19 protein-coding genes and 1 riboswitch are annotated in these 20,751 nt (G+C 69.5%); of the genes, 8 read left to right on the top strand and 11 right to left on the bottom strand.

The features are described 5' to 3' along the window. Nucleotides 1–49 precede the first annotated feature (49 nt). The 5 genes from ACIRRY_RS45410 to ACIRRY_RS45390 all read left to right on the top strand — a co-directional run bounded on the left by ACIRRY_RS45410 (nucleotide 50) and on the right by ACIRRY_RS45390 (nucleotide 7,281). Complete coding sequence (locus ACIRRY_RS45410) at nucleotides 50–556, top strand: GNAT family N-acetyltransferase (protein WP_403985150.1); 507 nt, start codon at nucleotides 50–52, stop codon at nucleotides 554–556. A gap of 35 nt (nucleotides 557–591) precedes the next feature. Further along, nucleotides 592–733: riboswitch (cobalamin riboswitch) on the top strand. 124 nt (nucleotides 734–857) lie between these two features. Beyond that, entirely contained in the window at nucleotides 858–3,290 is a 2,433-nt protein-coding gene (locus ACIRRY_RS45405; protein ID WP_403985148.1) for a ribonucleoside-diphosphate reductase subunit alpha, read from the top strand. Beyond that, entirely contained in the window at nucleotides 3,290–4,303 is a 1,014-nt protein-coding gene (locus tag ACIRRY_RS45400) for a ribonucleotide-diphosphate reductase subunit beta (protein WP_403985146.1), read from the top strand. The genes ACIRRY_RS45405 and ACIRRY_RS45400 overlap by 1 nt, the downstream gene beginning before the upstream one ends. 298 nt (nucleotides 4,304–4,601) lie before the next feature. Beyond that, nucleotides 4,602–6,686: a putative Ig domain-containing protein gene (locus tag ACIRRY_RS45395; protein WP_403985144.1), complete on the top strand. Its 2,085-nt coding sequence runs from the start codon at nucleotides 4,602–4,604 to the stop codon at nucleotides 6,684–6,686. A 127-nt stretch (nucleotides 6,687–6,813) separates the two neighbouring features. Then, on the top strand, nucleotides 6,814–7,281 hold the full coding sequence (locus ACIRRY_RS45390; RefSeq protein ID WP_403985142.1) for a hypothetical protein: 468 nt from the start codon (nucleotides 6,814–6,816) through the stop codon (nucleotides 7,279–7,281). Here the strand turns inward: ACIRRY_RS45390 and ACIRRY_RS45385 are convergent. After that, the gene (locus tag ACIRRY_RS45385) at nucleotides 7,256–7,414 is read right to left on the bottom strand and encodes a hypothetical protein (protein WP_403985140.1); all 159 of its coding nucleotides are present in this window, start codon (nucleotides 7,412–7,414) and stop codon (nucleotides 7,256–7,258) included. The genes ACIRRY_RS45390 and ACIRRY_RS45385 overlap by 26 nt on opposite strands. Nucleotides 7,415–7,507: 93 nt before the next feature. Between ACIRRY_RS45385 and ACIRRY_RS45380 the strand changes: the two genes are divergently transcribed. Further along, nucleotides 7,508–8,470 (top strand): GlxA family transcriptional regulator, encoded by a 963-nt coding sequence (locus tag ACIRRY_RS45380; RefSeq protein ID WP_403985138.1) that lies wholly within the window; start codon nucleotides 7,508–7,510, stop codon nucleotides 8,468–8,470. Nucleotides 8,471–8,486: 16 nt separating this feature from the next. On the opposite strand, the gene ACIRRY_RS45375 is transcribed toward ACIRRY_RS45380, so the two are convergent. The 10 genes from ACIRRY_RS45375 to ACIRRY_RS45330 all read right to left on the bottom strand — a co-directional run bounded on the left by ACIRRY_RS45375 (nucleotide 8,487) and on the right by ACIRRY_RS45330 (nucleotide 18,548). Then, nucleotides 8,487–9,857: a cytochrome P450 gene (locus ACIRRY_RS45375; protein WP_403985136.1), complete on the bottom strand. Its 1,371-nt coding sequence runs from the start codon at nucleotides 9,855–9,857 to the stop codon at nucleotides 8,487–8,489. After that, nucleotides 9,854–10,951, bottom strand: a complete 1,098-nt coding sequence (gene cyc1, locus ACIRRY_RS45370; protein WP_403985134.1) for an epi-isozizaene synthase — start codon at nucleotides 10,949–10,951, stop codon at nucleotides 9,854–9,856. Before cyc1 ends, ACIRRY_RS45375 begins: the two co-directional genes overlap by 4 nt. A 301-nt stretch (nucleotides 10,952–11,252) precedes the next feature. Then, a complete protein-coding gene (def, locus tag ACIRRY_RS45365) occupies nucleotides 11,253–11,903 on the bottom strand; it encodes a peptide deformylase (RefSeq protein ID WP_403985132.1) in 651 nt (216 codons plus the stop codon). A 202-nt stretch (nucleotides 11,904–12,105) separates the two neighbouring features. After that, nucleotides 12,106–13,086 (bottom strand): hypothetical protein, encoded by a 981-nt coding sequence (locus ACIRRY_RS45360; RefSeq protein WP_200686745.1) that lies wholly within the window; start codon nucleotides 13,084–13,086, stop codon nucleotides 12,106–12,108. A 104-nt stretch (nucleotides 13,087–13,190) separates the two neighbouring features. Next, entirely contained in the window at nucleotides 13,191–14,447 is a 1,257-nt protein-coding gene (locus tag ACIRRY_RS45355) for an HD-GYP domain-containing protein (protein ID WP_403985130.1), read from the bottom strand. Nucleotides 14,448–14,451: 4 nt separating this feature from the next. Further along, nucleotides 14,452–15,759: an HD-GYP domain-containing protein gene (locus ACIRRY_RS45350; RefSeq protein WP_403985128.1), complete on the bottom strand. Its 1,308-nt coding sequence runs from the start codon at nucleotides 15,757–15,759 to the stop codon at nucleotides 14,452–14,454. 114 nt (nucleotides 15,760–15,873) lie between these two features. Then, on the bottom strand, nucleotides 15,874–16,176 hold the full coding sequence (gene rsrA / locus ACIRRY_RS45345; RefSeq protein ID WP_019072150.1) for a mycothiol system anti-sigma-R factor: 303 nt from the start codon (nucleotides 16,174–16,176) through the stop codon (nucleotides 15,874–15,876). Next, entirely contained in the window at nucleotides 16,173–16,856 is a 684-nt protein-coding gene (gene sigR / locus ACIRRY_RS45340; protein WP_403985301.1) for an RNA polymerase sigma factor SigR, read from the bottom strand. Before sigR ends, rsrA begins: the two co-directional genes overlap by 4 nt. Nucleotides 16,857–17,092: 236 nt before the next feature. Then, nucleotides 17,093–17,722 carry an alpha/beta family hydrolase gene (locus ACIRRY_RS45335; protein WP_403985125.1) on the bottom strand — a complete coding sequence of 210 codons (630 nt, stop codon included), beginning with the start codon at nucleotides 17,720–17,722 and terminating at the stop codon, nucleotides 17,093–17,095. 10 nt (nucleotides 17,723–17,732) lie between these two features. Then, on the bottom strand, nucleotides 17,733–18,548 hold the full coding sequence (locus tag ACIRRY_RS45330) for an SOS response-associated peptidase (protein WP_403985123.1): 816 nt from the start codon (nucleotides 18,546–18,548) through the stop codon (nucleotides 17,733–17,735). A gap of 50 nt (nucleotides 18,549–18,598) precedes the next feature. Here ACIRRY_RS45330 and ACIRRY_RS45325 point away from each other — a divergent pair, with 50 nt between their 5' ends. Beyond that, nucleotides 18,599–19,321, top strand: a complete 723-nt coding sequence (locus ACIRRY_RS45325) for a M50 family metallopeptidase (RefSeq protein WP_403985121.1) — start codon at nucleotides 18,599–18,601, stop codon at nucleotides 19,319–19,321. Between the two features lie 96 nt (nucleotides 19,322–19,417). Further along, the gene (gene aroA / locus ACIRRY_RS45320) at nucleotides 19,418–20,746 is read left to right on the top strand and encodes a 3-phosphoshikimate 1-carboxyvinyltransferase (protein ID WP_403985119.1); all 1,329 of its coding nucleotides are present in this window, start codon (nucleotides 19,418–19,420) and stop codon (nucleotides 20,744–20,746) included. The last annotated feature ends 5 nt before the right edge of the window (nucleotides 20,747–20,751 follow it).

Here is a 20,751-nt window from a genome sequence, read left to right as displayed (position 1 = left end):
CCACCGAGAGCACCCCCTCGGCGGCCCGTTGTCGTACACACTCACCCCCATGGACATCCTCATCCGCCGAGCAGACCCCACCGAGTACGAACCCCTGGGAGAGATCACCGCACAGGCCTACCTCCAGGACGGCCTCCTCGACTACGGCGACGAAGACCCCTACCTCCCCGTACTCAAGGACGTAGCGAAACGAGCCGCCGCGGCCGAGGTCCTCGTCGCGATGGACGGCGACCACCTCCTCGGCGGCGTCACCTTCGTCAACGGCCCCGGCCCCGTCGCCGACATCGCCCGCCCCGGCGAGTCCGAGATCCGCGCCCTCGCGGTAGCCCGCACGGCCCGCGGTCGAGGCGCGGGAGAGGCCCTCGTCCGCGCCTGCGTGACCCGCGCCCGAGCCACCGAGGGCTGCACAACCATCGTCCTGTCGACCCAGTCCTCCATGCACGCGGCCCACCGCATCTACGAACGCCTAGGTTTCGTCCGCACACCCGAGCGGGACTGGAATCCCGTGCCACACCTGGACGATCTCACTCTGCTCACCTATCAACTGACACTCTGAAACCGCCGCGACACAACATCTGGTGGTGGCGTGACAGGCGAGCACAAGATGTATGCTCGTGCTCGCTGTCGCCGCAGGGGAATCCGGTGCGAATCCGGAACTGTCCCGCAACGGTGTACTTGCGTGCATATGCACGCCTGGCCAGTCCGAGGACCTGCCGACGGCGCGCGCCCGGCCACCCGGTCAGGGCGTATGACGTCCGGGCCTCGTGGAGTGGGCCGGTGGACGCGACGCCCCGTGCGCTCGTGTACTGCCGCCTGCCCTCCGCAAGGCCCCGTGCCGAGCGAGGGAGAGCCCCACCGTGACCATCGCGCCAGCAGAGCCGGCATCAGCGATCCAGGCGACCGAGGACACCGCGGCCGGAACCGCCGTTCCCGGAGCGGTCGTTCCCGGGGCCGACGGCCCCGGCACCGCGATCCTGCGGACCCTGACCGAGCTGACCGCCGACCTTCCCGACGCCGACCCGGGCCGGGTCGCCGCCGCCACGTTGCGCGGCCGGTCCGCGCGCGCGGACCTGACGGAACTGCGCGAACTGGCCACGGAGGCCTCCGCCGGCCTCATCTCCGAGGACCCCGTCTACTCCCGGCTCGCCGCCCGGCTGCTGACGATCAGCATCGCCGCCGAGGCCGCCTCGCAGGGCGTCACGACGTTCACCGAGTCCGTCGCCGTGGGCCACCGCGAGGGCCTGATCGCGGACCGCACCGCCGAGTTCGTGACGCTGCACGCGGCCCGTCTCGACGCGCTGATCGCCGCCTCCTTCGATGAGGGCGCCGACGACCGCTTCGGCTACTTCGGCCTGCGCACCCTCCACAGCCGCTACCTCCTCCGCCACCCGATCACCCGCAAGGTCATCGAGACCCCCCAGCACTTCATGCTGCGCGTGGCGGCCGGTCTGGCGGAGGACGACTCGACCCGCGCCCTGGACGAAGTCGCCGCGCTCTACCGCCTGATGAGCCGCCTCGACTACCTCCCCTCCTCCCCCACGCTCTTCAACTCCGGTACCCGGCACCCCCAGATGTCGTCCTGCTACCTCCTCGACTCCCCGCTGGACGAGCTGGACTCCATCTACGACCGCTACCACCAGGTCGCCCGCCTCTCGAAGCACGCCGGCGGCATCGGACTGTCGTACTCCCGTATCCGCAGCCGCGGTTCGCTGATCCGGGGCACGAACGGGCACTCCAACGGCATCGTCCCGTTCCTGAAGACGCTGGACGCCTCGGTGGCCGCGGTGAACCAGGGCGGCCGGCGCAAGGGCGCGGCCGCGGTGTACCTGGAGACCTGGCACTCCGACATCGAGGAGTTCCTCGAACTGCGGGACAACACCGGTGAGGACGCCCGCCGTACGCACAACCTGAACCTGGCGCACTGGATCCCGGACGAGTTCATGCGCCGGGTGAACGAGAACGGCGTCTGGTCGCTGTTCTCCCCCGCCGACGTGCCCGAGCTGGTCGACCTGTGGGGCGGCGAGTTCGACGCGGCCTACCGCAAGGCGGAGGCGCGGGGCCTGGCCAAGAAGACCATCCCGGCCCGTGACCTCTACGGCCGCATGATGCGCACCCTCGCGCAGACCGGCAACGGCTGGATGACCTTCAAGGACGCGGCCAACCGCACCGCCAACCAGACGGCCGAGCCGGGCCACACGGTCCACTCCTCCAACCTCTGCACGGAGATCCTGGAGGTCACGGACGACGGCGAGACGGCGGTCTGCAACCTGGGCTCGGTGAACCTGGGCGCGTTCGTCGACCAAGCGAACGGCGACATCGACTGGGAGCGGCTGGACGAGACGGTCCGCACCGCCGTCACGTTCCTGGACCGCGTGGTCGACATCAACTTCTACCCGACCGAGCAGGCGGGCCGTTCCAACGCCCGCTGGCGCCCGGTCGGCCTCGGCGCGATGGGCCTCCAGGACGTCTTCTTCAAACTCCGCGTCCCCTTCGACTCCCCGCAGGCGCAGGCGCTTTCGACCCGTATCTCCGAGCGCATCATGCTCGCCGCGTACGAGGCCTCCGCCGACCTCGCCGAGCGCAACGGCCCGCTCCCGGCCTGGGAGAAGACCCGTACGGCGAGGGGTGTCCTGCACCCCGACCACTACGACGTGGAGCTGACCTGGCCGGAGCGCTGGGCCGCGCTGCGGGAACGTATCGCCCAAGTCGGCATGCGCAACAGCCTGTTGCTGGCGATCGCACCCACGGCCACCATCGCGTCCATCGCGGGCGTCTACGAGTGCATCGAGCCGCAGGTCTCGAACCTCTTCAAGCGCGAGACGCTGTCGGGTGAGTTCCTCCAGGTCAACTCGTACCTGGTGAACGAGCTGAAGCAGCTCGGCGTGTGGGACGCCCGCACCCGCGAGGCGCTGCGCGACGCCAACGGCTCGGTGCAGGACTTCAGTTGGATCCCGGCCGACGTGCGCGCCCTGTACCGCACCGCGTGGGAGATCCCGCAGCGCGGCCTGATCGACATGGCCGCCGCCCGCACCCCGTTCCTGGACCAGTCCCAGTCCCTGAACCTGTTCCTGGAGACGCCGACGATCGGCAAGCTCTCCTCGATGTACGCGTACGCCTGGAAGCAGGGCCTGAAGACGACGTACTACCTGCGCTCCCGCCCGGCGACCCGCATCGCCCGAGCGGCCCAGGCCCAGACGCAAACCCCCATCCCCGTGCAGCAGTTGACGCCCGACGAAGACGCGGTCGCCTGCTCCCTGGAAAACCCCGAGTCCTGCGAGGCCTGCCAGTAATGACCACCGAAGCCAAGAACCTTCTCGACCCGGGCTTCGAGCTGACCCTCCGCCCCATGCGCTACCCGGACTTCTACGAGCGCTACCGGGACGCGATCAAGAACACCTGGACCGTCGAGGAGGTCGACCTCCACTCGGACGTCGCCGACCTGGCGAAGCTGTCGCCGGGTGAGCAGCACATGATCGGGCGGCTGGTGGCGTTCTTCGCGACGGGCGACTCGATCGTGGCGAACAACCTCGTGCTGACGCTGTACAAGCACATCAACTCCCCCGAGGCGCGGCTCTACTTGAGCCGTCAGCTCTTCGAGGAGGCCGTGCACGTCCAGTTCTACTTGACGCTCCTCGACACCTACCTCCCGAACCCGGAGGACAGGGCCGCCGCCTTCGACGCGGTGGAGAACATCCCCTCCATCCGCGAGAAGGCCGAGTTCTGCTTCCGGTGGATCAACGAGGTCGAGAAGCTGGACAGCCTCCAGACCCAGGCCGACCGCCGCCGCTTCCTCCTCAACCTGATCTGCTTCGCCGCGTGCATCGAAGGGCTGTTCTTCTACGGCGCGTTCGCGTACGTCTACTGGTTCCGCAGCCGGGGTCTCCTGCACGGTCTGGCCACCGGCACCAACTGGGTGTTCCGCGACGAGACCATGCACATGTCCTTCGCGTTCGAGGTCGTCGACACCGTCCGCAAGGAGGAGCCGGAGCTCTTCGACGACCAACTCCAGCAGCAGGTCACGGACATGCTGAAGGAGGCCGTGGAGGCGGAGCTGCAGTTCGGGCGTGATCTGTGCGGTGAGGGTCTGCCGGGCATGAACACCGACTCGATGCGCCAGTACCTGGAGTGCGTCGCGGACCAGCGCCTCCAACGGCTGGGCTTCGCACCGGTCTACGGCTCCGAGAACCCCTTCTCCTTCATGGAGTTGCAGGGCGTGCAGGAGCTGACCAACTTCTTCGAGCGCCGCCCGTCGGCGTACCAGGTGGCGGTGGAGGGCACGGTCGACCTGGACGAGGACTTCTAGCCCCGCCGAAAGCCCACCACCGAACGCCCTTTATCTGTCGCTTACTTCGCGGACGGCCCATGGAGCTTCCATGGGCCGTCCATGGAGTTTCTATGGAGCGGCAAAGTTCATGGGGTGCGTCTGTTCGCGGTCTCGTCGACCCGGCTACGTTCTGCCCGTCCTGTTCATGTCATTCACCAGTGCCCCACAGGACGCTCAAAGTGTCATGCCCATGACTGCGTCATCTGCCGCCGCTACGCGCGTCACAGGCCTGCCACCACGCCGAGGAACCCCACTCCCACGATGGAGGCAGTACCCCATGCGTGAAAAGCCCCGACGGAGTCTGCGAAGACTGCTGACCGCCGCCGTACCCGTCCTCACCCTCAGCGTCTTCGGGCTCGTGGCGGCCTCCCCCGCCGACGCGCAGCCCGCCCCCCAGGCAGTCGTCCAGTCCGCCCAGGTCTCCAAGGTCACCCAGAACGCCAAGGCCCTGACCGCCCCCGCGGCCCAGGCCGTCCACGCGACCGGCAAGGCCGGCCAGAAGGTGCCGACCGAGCACCTGTGCGCCGCCGCGACCCCCGGTCACGCGTCCTGCTTCGCCCAGCGGCGCACCGACATCAAGCAGCAGCTGGCCGCCGCTGTGCACGCGGACGCCGCCGCCGCGGTCTCCGGGCTGAGCCCGGCCAACCTGCACAGCGCGTACGCGCTGCCCTCGACCGGCGGCTCCGGCCTGACGGTCGCGGTGGTCGACGCGTACAACGACCCCAACGCGGCCTCGGACCTGGCCACTTACCGCTCCAACTTCGGCCTGTCGGCCTGCACCGTGGCCAGCGGCTGCTTCAAGCAGGTCAGCCAGACCGGCTCGACCACCTCGCTGCCGACCAACGACACCGGCTGGGCGGGCGAGGAAGCGCTCGACATCGACATGGTCAGCGCGGTCTGCCCGAACTGCAACATCATTCTGGTGGAGGCCACTTCGGCCACCGACGCCAACCTCGGTGCCGCCGAGAACGAGGCCGTCGCCCTGGGCGCGAAGTTCGTGTCCAACAGCTGGGGCGGCTCCGAGTCCTCCTCGCAGACCAGCGAGGACACCTCGTACTTCAAGCACCCGGGCGTCGCGATCACCGTCTCCTCCGGTGACGAGGCCTACGGTGCCGAGTACCCGGCAACGTCCCAGTACGTGACGGCAGTCGGCGGCACCGCCCTGTCCACTTCCTCCTCCACCCGCGGCTGGACCGAGTCCGTGTGGAAGACCAGCAGCACCGAGGGCGGCGGCTCCGGCTGCTCCGCCTACGACGCGAAGCCGACCTGGCAGACCGACACGGGCTGCACCAAGCGCATGGAGGCCGACGTCTCCGCCGTCGCCGACCCCGCCACCGGTGTGGCCGTCTACGACACCTACGGCGGCTCCGGCTGGGCGGTCTACGGCGGCACCAGCGCCTCGTCCCCGATCATCGCGGGCGTCTACGCACTGGCCGGCACCCCCGGTTCCAGTGACTACCCGGCGAAGTACCCCTACTCCCACACCAGCAACCTGTACGACGTCACGAGCGGCAACAACGGCTCCTGCACGACGAGTTACTTCTGCACCGCGGGCACCGGCTACGACGGCCCGACCGGCTGGGGCACCCCGGACGGCACCGCCGCCTTCACCGCCGGCACCACCACGGGCAACACGGTGACCGTCACGAACCCGGGCAGCCAGTCCACCGCGACCGGCTCCACGGCCAGCCTGCAGATCTCGGCCTCCGACAGCGCGAGCGCGACCCTCACCTACAGCGCGAGCGGGCTGCCGACCGGCCTGTCGATCAGCAGCTCGACCGGGCTGATCTCCGGCACCGCGTCGACCGCCGGCACCTACGCCGTGACAGTGACCGCGACCGACTCCACCGGCGCCTCCGGCTCGGCCTCCTTCACCTGGACGGTCAGCACCTCCGGCGGCGGCTCCTGCACCTCGACCCAGCTCCTGGGCAACGCGGGCTTCGAGTCGGGCAACACCACCTGGACCGCGAGCAGCGGTGTCATCACCAACTCCAGCAGTGAGGCGGCCCGCACCGGTTCGTACAAGGCCTGGCTCGACGGCTACGGCTCGGCCCACACCGACACGCTGTCCCAGTCGGTGACGGTCCCGAGCGGCTGCACGGCCACGACCTTCACCTTCTACCTGCACGTCGACACCGCGGAGACCACCACCAGCACGGCTTACGACAAGCTGACGGTCACCGCCGGATCGACCACCCTGGCCACCTACTCCAACCTCAACGCGGCCACCGGGTACGTCGCGAAGTCCTTCAGCCTCTCGGCCTTCGCCGGCAGCACCGTCACCCTGAAGTTCAGCGGAGTCGAGGACTCCTCGCTCCAGACCAGCTTCGTCGTCGACGACACCGCCGTCACGACCGGCTGACCTCCTCATGAGCTGAGCCCCGGCCGTCTCGCAGCGGTCGGGGCTCTGTCATGTCCACGAATACTTCACAGTTCACGGGGGATCCGGATACGACCGAGACACGTCAAAGGGACAAAGGAGGCCCCCCATGCGTCGATCGATTCTCGGTCCGTCCCTCGCCGTCGCCACCCTGGCACTGGCCCTCACGGGCTGCGGCGGCACGAAGTCCGACACCGGCAGCGGCAGTGTGTCGCCGGCCCCGTCGCAGTCCCCCACACCGAGCAGGAGCCGGGCGGCCTGTACGGCGAAGGAGACGCTCGCCGCCACCGACAGCAACGGCACGTTCTGCCTGACGACCGGCACCACCGTCCGCATTCTGCTGGACGGCACGACCACCCGGCCCTGGGCGCCGGTCAAGACGGTGGGCAGCGGCCTGAAGGCCACCAACAGCGGGATCCTGATCCGGCCCGGCGACGCGAGCAACGCGTACGAGGCGGTCTCGGCCGGGACCGTGAAGCTCACGTCGTCCCGGCCGCTGTGTGCGACCGCTCCGCACAAGATCTCCTGCAAGGGCATTCAGGAATGGTCGGTCACCGTCGTGGTGACGACGTCATGATCCGGTGGGCGGTGCGGATCTGACGGTCGACGCGTCGGTCGTGCGCGATGCCGAGCAGCGACGGGAAGGTCACGGCCAGGAGGATGCCGGCGACGGACAGGAGGGCGATGAGGTTGTCCATGGCTGTATTCATGGACATGAGTCTCGTCCGTTTAACTCCTTACCGTGAGTGGCAGGACTGCCGCACACCCTCGATTTACTGCCACTTAGGGCGCACACTGGCCGCATGCTGAGAAATGTGGCCGTCGTCCTGCTCGACGGAGTCCATCCCTTCGAACTCGGCGTCGTCTGCGAGGTGTTCGGCCTCGACCGCAGCGACGAGGGCCTGCCGGTCTACGACTTCGCCGTCGCCTCGGCCGAGGGGCCGACGCTCTCCACCCACGCGGGCTTCTCGCTGGCCGTCCAGCACGGTCTCGAGCGACTGGAGAGCGCGGATCTCATCGCCGTACCGGCCGGTCGGACCTATGCGGCCCGGGAGTATCCGGAGGAGTTGCTCGACGCGCTGCGGCGGGCCGTGGACCGGGGTGCCCGGGTGCTCAGTGTCTGCTCGGGGGTGTTCGTGCTGGCCGCCGCCGGGCTGCTGGACGGGCGCCGGTGCGCGGTGCACTGGCATCACGCGGAGCTGCTCGCCGAGCGGTACCCGAAGATCCTCGTGGAGCCGGACGTGCTGTACGTCGACGCGGACCCGGTGATCACCTCGGCCGGCACTGCGGCCGGCATCGACGCCTGTCTGCACCTCGTGCGCAAGGAGCAGGGACCGGAGGTCGCCAACGCGATCGCCCGGCGGATGGTCGTACCGCCGCACCGCGACGGCGGCCAGGCCCAGTACATCGAGCGGCCGCTGCCGCGCTCGCAGTGCGACACGGTGGGCGAGGTGCTGGTGTGGATGGCGGAGCACCTCGACCAGGAGGTGACCGTCGAACAGCTCGCCGCCCGCGCCCTGATGTCACCGCGGACCTTCGCCCGCCGCTTCCAGCAGGAGACCGGGACCACGCCGTACCGCTGGCTCCTGCGTCAACGGGTGCTGCTGGCGCAGCAGTTGCTGGAGGGAACGGACGAGACGATGGACGCGATCGCCTGGCGCGCCGGCTTCGGCACCGCACCCGCCCTGCGCCATCAGTTCGTCCGCGCCCTGGGCACCACCCCGAACGCCTACCGGCGCACGTTCAGGGGCCCGGAAGCCGCCTGAACGCACGCCCGTCACCTCACCTCGGCACGGGCCTGACCAGCAGCCGGTGCGGACGGAGGGTGATGCCGACGCGGGTGCTGTCGTTCGAGCCGGACACCTGCTCGAAGCGGTACTTCGTCGCCACCGCCGCCGTGACCAAGCTCAGTTGGGCCATCGAGAAGTGGTCGCTGGGACACTTCCGGTTGCCGTTGCTGAACGGGCTCATGGCGAACTTCGGTACGTCCTTGGACCGTTCCGGAAGCCAGCGGTCGGGGTCGAACTCCAGGTTGTGCGCATACGAACGCGCGTCGCGCTGGATCGCGTACGGGCTGTAGATGATGTCGGCCCCGGCCGGAATCCGATAGCCGCCCAGTTCGGTGTCGACGACCGCCCGCCGCGTCAATATCCATACGGCGGGACGCAGCCGCATCGCCTCGACGACGACATTGTTCGTGTGGCTCAGCTTGCGGACGTCGTCGAATGCCACCGGACGGCCGCCCGTCACGGTCTGGACCTCTTCGTACACCTTGTCGCCGTGTTCCGGGTGTTCGCTGAGGACCTGGAGCAGCCACATGATCGTGGACGCGATTGTTTCGCTTCCGGGGGTGAGGATGGCGACGACCTGGTCGTGGATCTCCTGTTCCCCGATCGGGTCGCCATTGTCGTCCGTGGCCTCCAGCAAGGCGGTCAGCAAATCGTCCGGCTTTTGACCAGATGCCCGCCGTTCGGCCACGATCTCGTCGACCAGGAGATGCAAATCGGCCAGCGCCCGGTTGAATTCGCGGTTGGCCGGGAGGGGCAGCCGGTAGAGCGGCCCGGCCGGTACCACCATGCGCCGGTACATGCCCCGGAAGACGGTGGCGAGCGCGACGCACAGCCGCTCGGCGCGCTCGTCCATGAAGTCGCCGCGCAGCAGACAGCGGGCCGCGATCCGCACGGCGACCCGGAAGGACTCGGAGGTGCAGTCGATCGTCCCGCCGTGCCGCCAGCGTTCGGTGAGCGCGTGCGCCTCCTCCTCCATGATCGGCCCGTAGGCGGGTATCGCGTCGAGCTTGAACGCGGGCTGGATGATGCGCCGTTGGCGACGATGGGTGGGTCCGTTGGCGGTGGCCACCCCTTCCTTCCCGAGCAGTCCCTCCAGGGACTCCCACAGCGGGCCCGAGATGATGTAGTCGGGGCTCAGCGCCATGGCGCCGGTGAGGTCCGGCGCGGTGACGGCGTACACCGTCTTGGGACCGAGGCGGAGCCGGACGACCTCGCCGTGGTCGCGGAGTTGGGCCATGAAGGCCAGCGGGTCGCGGACCAGCTTCCAGCCGTGGCCGAGCAGCGGGACTCCGCCGCCCGCGAGGGGCGGCTCCAGCAGTTCCGGCGTCTCGGGGGGAGCGGGCTTCACAGACTCGACGGTCATTTCTCACCTGCCGCTTCGTTGTTGACGTACGGGGGTGTGGACCGGTCGTCCCAGCTGTCGACCATGTAACGGCCGGACTCGTGGTGGAACCAGTAGACGGTGCTGAACCAGTTCCGCATATTGCCGAGGCAGGTCCGCACGGCGGCGCTCAGTTCCATTCCGTGCACGGTGCCGTCGTCGAGGCGGTCGGCGAGACGTAAGGTCTCCTGTTCCGCGTCGAGGAAACCGGCTATGCATTCCTCGATACGGCACCTCAGTTCGGCGACGGATTCCTCCAGAGTCAGCCCCTCGTGCTTGATGAGACTGATCCCGAGATTGTGGACCTCGTCGCCCGCGATTTCCTTGGGCAGCGAGCAGAGGTCGTTGTACCAGGCGGCGAATTCCTGGCTGAGCAGTGCCGCCCGCCGATATCCCGGGTGTTTCCTCACACTGTCCGGGAGTTCGAGCCCCGCGCTCGCCTCCAGCAGATCGGTCCAGATCCAGTGGGCGAAGGTGAGCCGGCGCAGTGCGAGGTATTCCTCGACCGTGGGGACGGTCCCCTCGGTGCGATTGCGGAATTCACGGTCGTAGGCCTCGATGACCGCGTGGAAGTGCCGGGCGAACCGCGCGTTCCAGGTGTCGGGCAGGAACGAGTAGATCCGCATCATGCTGTCGGCGAACCCCGCGACCAGGGGATCCGGGTGGAACAGATGGTGCCTGGGTGAATCCAGTGCCGCGTGCAACCGGAACCTCAACCGCCGCCAGGCGTCCGGCCGTTCGTGCACGATGTCCCGGTCGTGGCGGTCGTCCCAGACGAAGAACCACGCGCTGTAGTCCGCAATCGCCTGGAGCACCTCGTCCGGTGCGCCCAAGTAGTACCCGGCCATCAGGTCCGTGTAGCAAAGACCGTCGGCATATTCCCTTACCTTGTCCGCCGGCATGAGGCGCTTTTCCAGGAGCCAGACACGTGTCTTCTCCTGGAGCCTCGGCCAATACGGATGCAGTTGCCGGGGAAACGCCGCCTCGATCACCGGGAGAGAGAGCGACGGTGGAACCGTGATCGCCGTCGTTACCGTTGCCGTTGTCGATGTGGTGCTGTGTGAGAAAGCAGGCACGAACAAACCCCTCTCAGCCGCCAGTTGCGCACGCCCCTCCCGCTGTGCCGGGCGTGCGCCGTTGCGTATCCCCGCACTTCCCATTCAGCACCACAACTGACCGTTCTGGGAACGGATTTGCTCCCTTCACTACCCCCAAGTGCCGAGAATCCCCCCTTGCGTGACCGATTCTGGATCACTAGACGAACGAAAACGATCGAATGTACGAGGGACAGACGAACGGCGCCTGGTCAGGGAGGTGCACCTGAACAGACGCCGTACGGAAGGGGGTGGTGATCGTCTCTGGGACTCGGTGGTCGACTCAGTCGTTGGCGACCACGGGGTAGCGGGGCTCGTTCTCGGCCATCTGCCGCAGGGCGTCCTTGCGGTCGCGCTTGGAGAGCCGGTCGATGTAGAGGTAGCCGTAGAGGTGATCGGTCTCGTGCTGCAAACACCGTGCGAAGTAGCCGGTGCCGCGGACCTTGACCGGGTTGCCCTTCTCGTCCTGCCCGGTCAGCTCGGCGTAGTCGGGCCGTGCGAGCGGCGCGTACGCGGTGGGCACGGACAGGCAGCCCTCGTTGCTCTCGTCCAGGTGCCGCTTCTCCGCCGGCAGGTCGACGAGCCTGGGATTGCAGACGACACCGACGTGCCGCTTGCCCTCGTCGTCCATGCAGTCGTAGACGAAGACCTTCAGGTCGACACCGACCTGGTTGGCGGCGAGACCGACGCCCTCGGCGGTCCGCTGCGAGGCGAACATGTCCGCCACCAGCGTGTCCAGCTCCGCGCCGAACTCGGTGACGTCCCTGCACTCCTTGTGCAGCACCGGATTCCCGACGACCGTGATCGCCCGCGAGACCCCCCGCTCCCGCCAGGCCGCCTCACGCTCCTCGGTCCCCTCGGTGTCGACGACAAACCCCTCGTCGTCCACGGGAAGCACGCCCACGTGCTGCTGATCGGTGTCCTGCTGCGCCATGCCGACGAACGCCTTCCTCAAAACCAGGGGGGATTACTGCGAATACAGGGTACGTGGACTTCTCCAGGGGCGCGGGGCCACGCACATGTGCGGCTCCGCCACGGGGCACGCCCTGTCTTTCAAGGGGCGCGGGGCTGTGCTCATGTGCGGCTCCGCCGCGGGGCGCGACCAGCCACGACGGACCCGCGGCGACCCACCGACCTCAGCAGACCTCTTCCAGGTCCCGCCAGTCCCGGGAATCAGGGCTGTCCGCAACCCACCCGTCCAACAGCCCCCGAACCAGCGACGCCGGCGCCGCAAGCCCGCACTCCCGCTCCGGCACCCACAACTGCCCATCCGTCCGATGCCCCAACGGCCCGGGATGCCCCGGCTCACTGTGGTCATGAGGATCGAGATGCTCCCCGTCCCCCTCATCGGACGGCATCCGCGACTCCGAGCACATCCGGCACAGCAACCGCACCGAAGACGACCAGTCCTCCGCAGCGAACCCCGCATCCGCCGCCAACTGCTCCAACGCATCCCGGTCGGCCTCGGCGGCAGCCTCCAGCAGAACAACCCACGTCGGCACGGGAGACGGCGCCCACAACTCGATCTCGTCGAACACGGGGTACGAGTGCCCGGCAGCCGTGGTCCGCTCCCCGTGCGGCACCCCGTCGTGCAGCACGACCTCACCCCACCGTCGCCCGGACGAGGGAAGCGGAATCGACAGCACCTCGATCCGCGCCGGATCCAGCCGCCGCCCCCACACCACCTCGGCCTCACCCTCGGGAGACAGCCGTACCGCCGCACTGCCGAGGTCCATCCCGGCCGGCTCACCCGCGCCGGTGACCCCGCCCGGCACCCGCAGCCCGTACGCCTGCCAGGCCCGCCGGGCCAGCGGCCAGTCCTGGAGCGCCGTGGCCGCGATGCCCACGTTCCACCAGTCGGGCGCCCCCGCCTCCCGCTCCAGCAACGCTACGGCCCGCAGCCCGGCCGCCCGGGCCTGCTCCCAGTCGTGCCGGAACTTGTGCAGCAGGGCGAGGTTGAACCACGACTCGGACAGCCAGGGCTCCAGATCGGCGGCCCGTGTCAGCAGCGCGCCCGCGTCCTCGTACCGACCGTCGCCGATCAGCGTGAACGCGCGGTCGGTGGCCTGCCGCCAGGAGGCGGAGGGCCGGTGCCGTCCCTTGCCGAAGATCCTCACGATTCCCGCCTGCCAGTTCCGTTCAGTGGGCTGGCCATGCCCCCGGACACCCTCTTCTTCGCATCCAACCACGTACGGCTGGGAGGCCGCTCATTACCCATGGGTTACCCAGCCGAAGGCAAGGTCAGACAGTCCCGGGACAGTACCCGGGCCAGTGCTTCCACGACCTCGGGAGCGTAGTCCCCGGCGGTCCCCAGGCGCAGCTCCTCCAGCGCGCGGAGAGGCCCGCCGGGGCCGCCTGCCCGGGTTTTCTCCTCGTACGCGTTCACGGCCCGGACGATCCGCGCGGACACCGGCTGCTCCCGGCACGGGTCCGCCTGCCGCTCCACGACGGCCGCCACCCGAGGACTCACCCCGGTCTGCCGTACGACGGCCCCGCCGAGCAGCGCTATCCGCCGCTGCTCCTCCGCCGGGAGCATCGCGGTGGCCCCGGCCGGTACCGGGTCGACGAGGCTGAGCTGGCCGATGTCGTGCATCAGGGCGGCGTACTCCAGGACGGTGAGGTCGGGTTCGGACAGCCCCAGGTCCCGCCCGACCGCCTGGCAGAGCGCGGCAACCCGGCGGGCGTGCCCGGCCGGCGTGTACCCGGCGATCTCGGTGGAGCGGGCGAGGGAGGCGATGGTCTGCCGGTAGGTGTCCCGTACGGCCGCGTACCGCCGGAAGGACAGCTGGGTCAGCAGCAGTGGCAGCGAGAACACGGGCAGCGCCCACAGCCCCACGACGGCGACCGCGAGCGCCATCACCGCGCCGGTCGCGCACACCGCCGACCCGATCCCGAGCATCCCGCGCAGCTCGTCCCGCAGCAGCGGCCCGAACGGCCACCGGGTCCGGGAGTGCGCGAGCGCGGCTGCGAGCACGGCGTCGCAGAGCGCGGTGAGGGAGAGCAGCGCGAGCAGGAGCAGGGCGTAGGCGGGGCCACCCCAGTGGCTGAACACCCCTTGGTTGTACAGGGGTTGGAAGCAGACGGCGGCGAAGCCGACGGTCAGGACACGGCGCGCCATGTGGTCGGGCGTCCCGCTCTGCCCGCGCGCGATGTGCGGCACACAGCCGACCAGCGCGGCGGCGACGACCACGGTGACGACCTGGAAGACACCGTGGTGGGTGGGGTGCCCGGCGTCCGTGCCGAGGAGGGCGTAGGAGAGGGCGCCGGCCGCGCCGAGGGGGGCGGTCTCGCGGAGACCGGCCGTGCGGTTGCCGTTCCAGCGGCTCAACTCGCCCATGGCGACGAGGAGTCCGAAGGCGAGGGCGACGGGGGGTTCGCGGAGGCCGGTGTAGAGGGTGTGGGTGAGGGAGGTGGCGGCGAGGAGGGCGGCGGAGGTGTGGACGGCGGCGAGGATGAGAGGGGGGCGGGGGAGCGGCATCTCGTCAACCCCTCAACCCACTGGAAACGGGTGGGGTGGGTGGGAAGACAATGGATGACTGGACCTCGTCGGCTGTTACCGAGGGATGCCATCCGCACCGTGACAGCGCCCGCGCCAACGCCCGCACCATCAACGGGTCGAACTGACTCCCGGCACAGCGCGACAGCTCCTCCAGCGCGACAGACACCGGCCGAGCCCGACGGTAGGACCTCGTGGACGTCATCGCGTCGAAGGCATCGGCAACGGCAACCACCCGCGCGGACTCCGGGATCTGGCTCCCCAACAGCCCGTACGGATACCCGCTCCCGTCCAGCCGTTCGTGATGGTGCAGGACAGCCGCACGAGCCTCACCGAGAAAACCGATGCCCCGCACCATCTCGTGGCCGTACTCGGGATGCAGTTCGATCACCCGCCGCTCCTCGGGCGTGAGCGGCCCGTCCTTGCGCAGCAACCGCGTGGGCACGCCCAGTTTCCCGACGTCGTGCAGGATCCCCGCGAACCGCAGCACCTCCACCCGCGAGTCGTCCATCCCCAGCTCCCGCGCGATCATCATCGACGCCTGTCCGACCCGCTCGCTGTGCCCGCGGGTGTACCCGTCCTTGATGTCGACGGCCTGGACGAGCGCGCGGATCGTGGCCTGATGGGCGGCGCGTTCCCGGTGGTACTGGGCGAACACCCACCAGGACACTCCCATCGGCAGCAGCACGAGCAGCGCGGCGACCGGGCCGTAGGGACTGCGCCAGAGCACGGCCATCATCAGCCCGGCGAGCCCGTGCACGCCGATGGGCGCCAGGGACCGTAGAAACAGACCGCGCCAGGCCCGCCGTGGCGGCACCCGCTCGGCCAGCGCGAGGATCCCGCCGTCGAGGGCGGTCAGGACCAGGCAGAAGGCGAGGACGGCGGCCAGCGCGGGCACCAGCGCGTACGGGAAGTCGGACGCGACGACGGCGTTCCGCCCGCCCAGCGCCCAGTGCACCCGTCCCGCCGCCCACACGGCGAGCGCGAGCTGCGCGGCCCGCCAGCTCCGCCGCAGCCAGGGCGCGCCCTGTGCGACATGGGAGAACAGCGCCCCCGGAAGCGGTACGAGCGCGGCGGCGGGCGGGGGAAGGAGAAAGGCGGCGGCGAGCAGCACCGGGTAGAAGGTGCCGGCGAACCGGCGCCGGGCGACCTGCTCACAGCCGGCGTAGAGCGCGGCCAGCAGTGCGACCGCCCACCAGGGTGTGTGGACGGCCGGCAGCGGAAGCAGACACCACAGGGCGCCGAGGACGGCACAGACGACGTACGCACGTGCCCGTGCCGGTGTCGCCTCCATGGCTGACGCCCTTCCCCCGACCATGCCTGTCCAGGCCGAGGAGCCTAGGGCGGTCGGGGGAGCGGTGCGGGCGTATCACCCGCGGATTAGCACGTTCGAGTGACGGCAGTCCGTTCAGGACTCCTGCGGGGAGGCCGCCACATCATGCTCGGGTACGACCTGCCCCGACCGGATCATCTCCAGGCGTCCCATCACCTTGGAGCGCAGATCCGTCGGCACGTCGTCCTGCCCGCAGCACCGCTTCACGAGCTTCTTCACGGCCTGCTCCAGGCCGTACTTCTCCAGGCACGGCGAGCACTCCTCGAAGTGCACTTCGAACTTGGTGCAGTCCGCGTCCGGCATCTCTCTGTCGAGGAACTCGTAGAGATGGTCGAGGACCTCACTGCAGTCCGTTTCGTGCGGCTCTCCGCAGCTCATGAGCCCGAGCCTTTCGCTTCGTTCGACTCTCCGGCACCGGCCGGGACCAGTCCGCGGTCACGCGCGTAGTCCTCGAGCATGCCGCGCAGTTGACGGCGGCCCCGGTGCAGCCGGGACATCACCGTACCGATGGGTGTCCCCATGATGTCCGCGATCTCCTTGTAGGCAAAGCCCTCGACGTCCGCGAGATAGACGGCGATGCGGAATTCCTCGGGGATCGCCTGGAGCGCTTCCTTCACGTCCGAGTCGGGCAGGTGGTCGAGCGCCTGCGACTCGGCGGAGCGCAGACCTGTCGACATGTGCGACTCGGCACGGGCGAGCTGCCAGTCCTCGATCTCCTCGGCCGCGGAGCGCTGGGGTTCACGCTGCTTCTTGCGGTACGAGTTGATGAAGGTGTTGGTGAGAATCCGGTACAGCCACGCCTTGAGGTTGGTGCCCTCACGGAACTGGTGGAAGGACGCGTACGCCTTCGCGTACGTCTCCTGCACCAGGTCCTCGGCGTCGGCCGGATTGCGGGTCATGCGCAGCGCGGCCGAGTACATCTGGTCGAGGAATTCGAGCGCGTCCCGCTCGAAGCGCGCACTGCGCTCCGTCGTGGACTCCGTGCCCGTGCCCTGGCCCTCGGGCTGCTCCGCCTGGCCGTGTTCGGTCCCTGCGTCGGTACCGGGAACCGGACCCACCTCCTCAAGATTCCGGGCAGCATCGAAGCCGATGCCACCAGAATCGGAGGATAGACGACGATCCGGTCCGCCCGCCGCCCCAATAGGGGTGGCCTTGGTCGCGTGCAGCACCGACCACTCCAGGTCGGAGCGGCTGCTACGGGCCGGGCAGAAGGTCGAACCCATGCGGCGGACTTCCTTTCTACGACTCTCTATGTCCGCCACAACAGTGGTACGGGCCGCGGCATTCCCACCCTTTACCCAAGTGTTCGAGTCCACTCCACCACGCGCCCCGTGATGATCTCCAGGGCCTGCTCCTGAGTGGTCTCCGCCCGCTTGGGCACGGAGAATCCATGATCGCCGCAGGGCACCTCGACCAGTTCGAAGTCGCCCTCCGGGAACTCCGCCGGTTTCCCGAACGGATCGTTCCCGCCCTGCACGACGAGCGTCGGCACCCCCGCGCCGAGCAGTTCGCCGGCCCGCGACTTCTCCGGCCTGCCGGGCGGATGCAGCGGGAAACTCAGGGCGAGGACGGCGGCGGCCCCGAGCTCCGTCGCCGTACGACAGGCCACGCGCGCTCCGGCGCTACGGCCCCCGGAGACCACCGGCAGACCGGGCTTCGCGACGGCCGGCCAGATCCCCCGCCACCCGATGTCCAGCGTCCTGGGCGCGGGCGCCACCTTCTTCCCGGCGACCCGCCACGGCTGCTCGACGAGCGCGACGGTGACGCCGTGCGCGGGGAGAACGGCGGCGAGGGCCTGGAGATCGCGGGCGTCGATGCCACCGCCCGCGCCATGACTGACGGCGAGGACGAGCCGCGCCTTCTTGGCCTTGTGCCAGGTGACGCGGGCCGTACCCGCATCGGTCTCGATGATCTCTGCTGTCACATCCGTCACGCTAGAAGAGTGTGCCCTCCTCGGGCCCCTCCAGCTCCTTCAGCAGCTCCGGTCCGTTGTTGCGGACGTTGCTGACGGCGGTCGACACCGGATACGCGCGCATCAGCCCGGTCGGCGGCGGAGCGAGCAGCTCGCGCAGCTCGTCCGGGTCGGTGCGGGCGGGGTCGAGCCAGGAGTCCCAGCGGTCCGGGGTGAGCATCAGGGGCATCCGGGGATGGATGTCGGCCAGCGTGTGCGGCCCTTCGGCCGGGGGCACCGCCAGCGGGGTCGTCTCCGCCTCGGTCGTGATCACCGAGCAGGTGACCCACCAGGCCAGCGGATGGTCGTCGGGCAGCGTCCGGTCCCGCCAGAACTCGTACAGCCCGGCCATCGCGAACACGGACCCGTCGGCGGGAAGCACGAAGTACGGCTGCTTGCGCTGCCGCTTCTTCCTGCCCTCGACCTCCAGCTCCCGCTCGTCCTTGGCGGTGACCCACTCGTAGTAGCCGTCGGCGGGGATGATGCAGCGCCGGGTCGAGAAGGCTCGACGGTACGACGGCTTCTCGTGCACGGTCTCCGCGCGGGCGTTGATCATCCGCGCACCGCCCTCAGGGGTCTTCGACCAGCTCGGCACGAGCCCCCACTTCAGCTTCCGGAGCTGGCGAACCGGTTTCGGACCGTCCGCGTCTTTAAGTGGACGGTCGAGGACTGCATAGACCTCTTTGGTCGGGGCCACGTTGTAGTCGGGGGCCAGAACCTCCTCGGGCTCCCACTTCTCGATCTCAAAGACTCCTGCGAGATCCTCGGGCCCACGACTCGCTGCATACCGTCCGCACATACGTGCCAGACTGCCAGATTCGACGACCAGCACGGGAGCCTCCGCCAGCAATGGACAGCACCGCAATCGCCTCGATACCCGCCCTCTGGGACGAGGTCTTCGGCAGCCAGCCCGACCCGGATCTGTGGGTGGTGATCGCCACCATGGTCGCCGCGCTGGCCGTGGTCGTCCCGCACAGCCTGTGGCGCCTCTCCCGCAACGCCATCACCATCGCCCACGAGGGCGGCCACGGCCTGGTGGCCCTCCTCACCGGCCGCACCCTCACCGGCATCCGCCTGCACTCCGACACCAGCGGCCTCACGGTCAGCCGGGGCAAGCCGCACGGCCTCGGCATGATCCTCACGGCAGCCGCCGGCTACACCGCTCCCCCACTCCTGGGCATGGGCGGCGCGGCCCTCCTGGGCGCCGGCCACATCACCCTCCTCCTGTGGCTGTCGACCCTCCTGCTGATCGCCATGCTGGTGATGATCCGCAACGCGTACGGCGCCCTCACGGTGATCTTGAGTGGCGCCGCCTTCCTCCTGGTGTCCTGGCTTACGGGTCCACAGGTGCAGGCGGCGTTCGCGTACGCGGTGGTCTGGTTCCTGTTGTTGGGTGGCGTACGCCCGGCCTTCGAACTCCAGGCGAAGAGGTCGAGGGGCGGAGCGGGCGACTCGGACGCGGACCAACTGGCCCGCCTGACGCACGTACCGGCAGGCTTGTGGCTGTTCCTGTTCCACCTGGTGTCGCTGTGCTCGCTGACAGGCGGCGGACGGTGGCTGCTGGAATTGTGAAGCGCCCCGAAAGGGCAGCTTCAGGGGCGCGGGGAACTGCGCGACCAGCCCCGACGGCGCCGCACCCGAACAACAGCCTCCTACTACAGTGACCCCATGGCCCCGAACCACGACCAAACCGCCCTCTGGCCCGCCCCCACAGCCGCCGGAGCCGTCAACGCGACGGTCCACGTGCCCGGGTCCAAGTCCGTCACCAACCGCGCCCTCGTCCTCGCCGCCCTGGCCAGCGAACCGGGCTGGCTACGCCGCCCCCTCCGCTCCCGGGACACCCTCCTGATGGCAGGCGCCCTGCGCGCCATGGGCGTAGGCATCGAGGAGGGCGTAGGCACGGAAAAGGGCTCCGGCGAGTTCTGGCGCGTCATCCCCTCCGGCCTGCACGGCCCGGCCACGGTCGACGTCGGCAACGCGGGCACCGTGATGCGCTTCCTGCCCCCGGTCGCGGCCCTCGCCGACGGCCCCATCCGCTTCGACGGCGACCCGAGGTCGTACGAACGCCCCCTGAACGGCGTGATCGACGCCCTGCGCGTCCTCGGCGCCCGGATCGACGACGACGGCCGGGGCGCGCTGCCCCTGACCGTGCACGGCGGCGGCGCGCTGGACGGCGGCCCGGTGGAGATCGACGCGTCCTCGTCGTCCCAGTTCGTGAGCGCGCTCCTGCTCTCGGGCCCGCGCTTCAACATGGGCGTCGAGGTCCGCCACATCGGTTCCTCGCTGCCCTCCCTCCCGCACATCCGCATGACCGTCGACATGCTGCGCGCGGTCGGCGCCCAGGTCGACACCCCGGAGTCGGGCGGTGAGCCCAACGTCTGGCGGGTCACCCCGGGCGCGCTGCTCGGCCGGGACCTGACCATCGAGCCGGACCTGTCGAACGCCCAGCCCTTCCTCGCGGCGGCGCTCGTAGCCGGCGGCAAGGTGGTCGTACCGGACTGGCCGGCCCGGACCACCCAGCCCGGTGACCGGCTGCGGGAGATCTTCACCGAGATGGGTGGTTCCTGCGAACTCACCGAGTACGGGCTGGAGTTCACCGGTTCGGGTGCCATCCACGGCATCGACGTGGACCTGAGCGAGGTCGGTGAACTGACCCCGGGCATCGCGGCCGTCGCCGCCCTCGCGGACACGCCGTCCACGCTCCGCGGCGTCTCGCACCTGCGCCTGCACGAGACGGACCGGCTGGCCGCGCTCACCAAGGAGATCAACGAACTGGGCGGCGATGTGACCGAGACCGCCGACGGTCTGCACATCCGCCCGCGCCGCCTGCACGGCGGGATCTTCCACACCTACGAGGACCACCGCATGGCCACCACGGGCGCGATCATCGGCCTCGCGGTCGAGGGCGTGCAGATCGAGAACGTGGCGACGACCGCGAAAACCCTTCCGGACTTCCCCGACCTGTGGGCCGGGATGCTCGGGAGCGATGGGGCGTAGGGGAC

It is taken from the genome of Streptomyces sp. NPDC101776 (assembly GCF_044766845.1).
In the GTDB taxonomy this organism is placed as follows: Bacteria; Actinomycetota; Actinomycetes; order Streptomycetales; family Streptomycetaceae; genus Streptomyces.
Note: the sequence above shows the minus strand (reverse complement) of the source record. Positions and strands in the feature narration are given on the sequence as shown.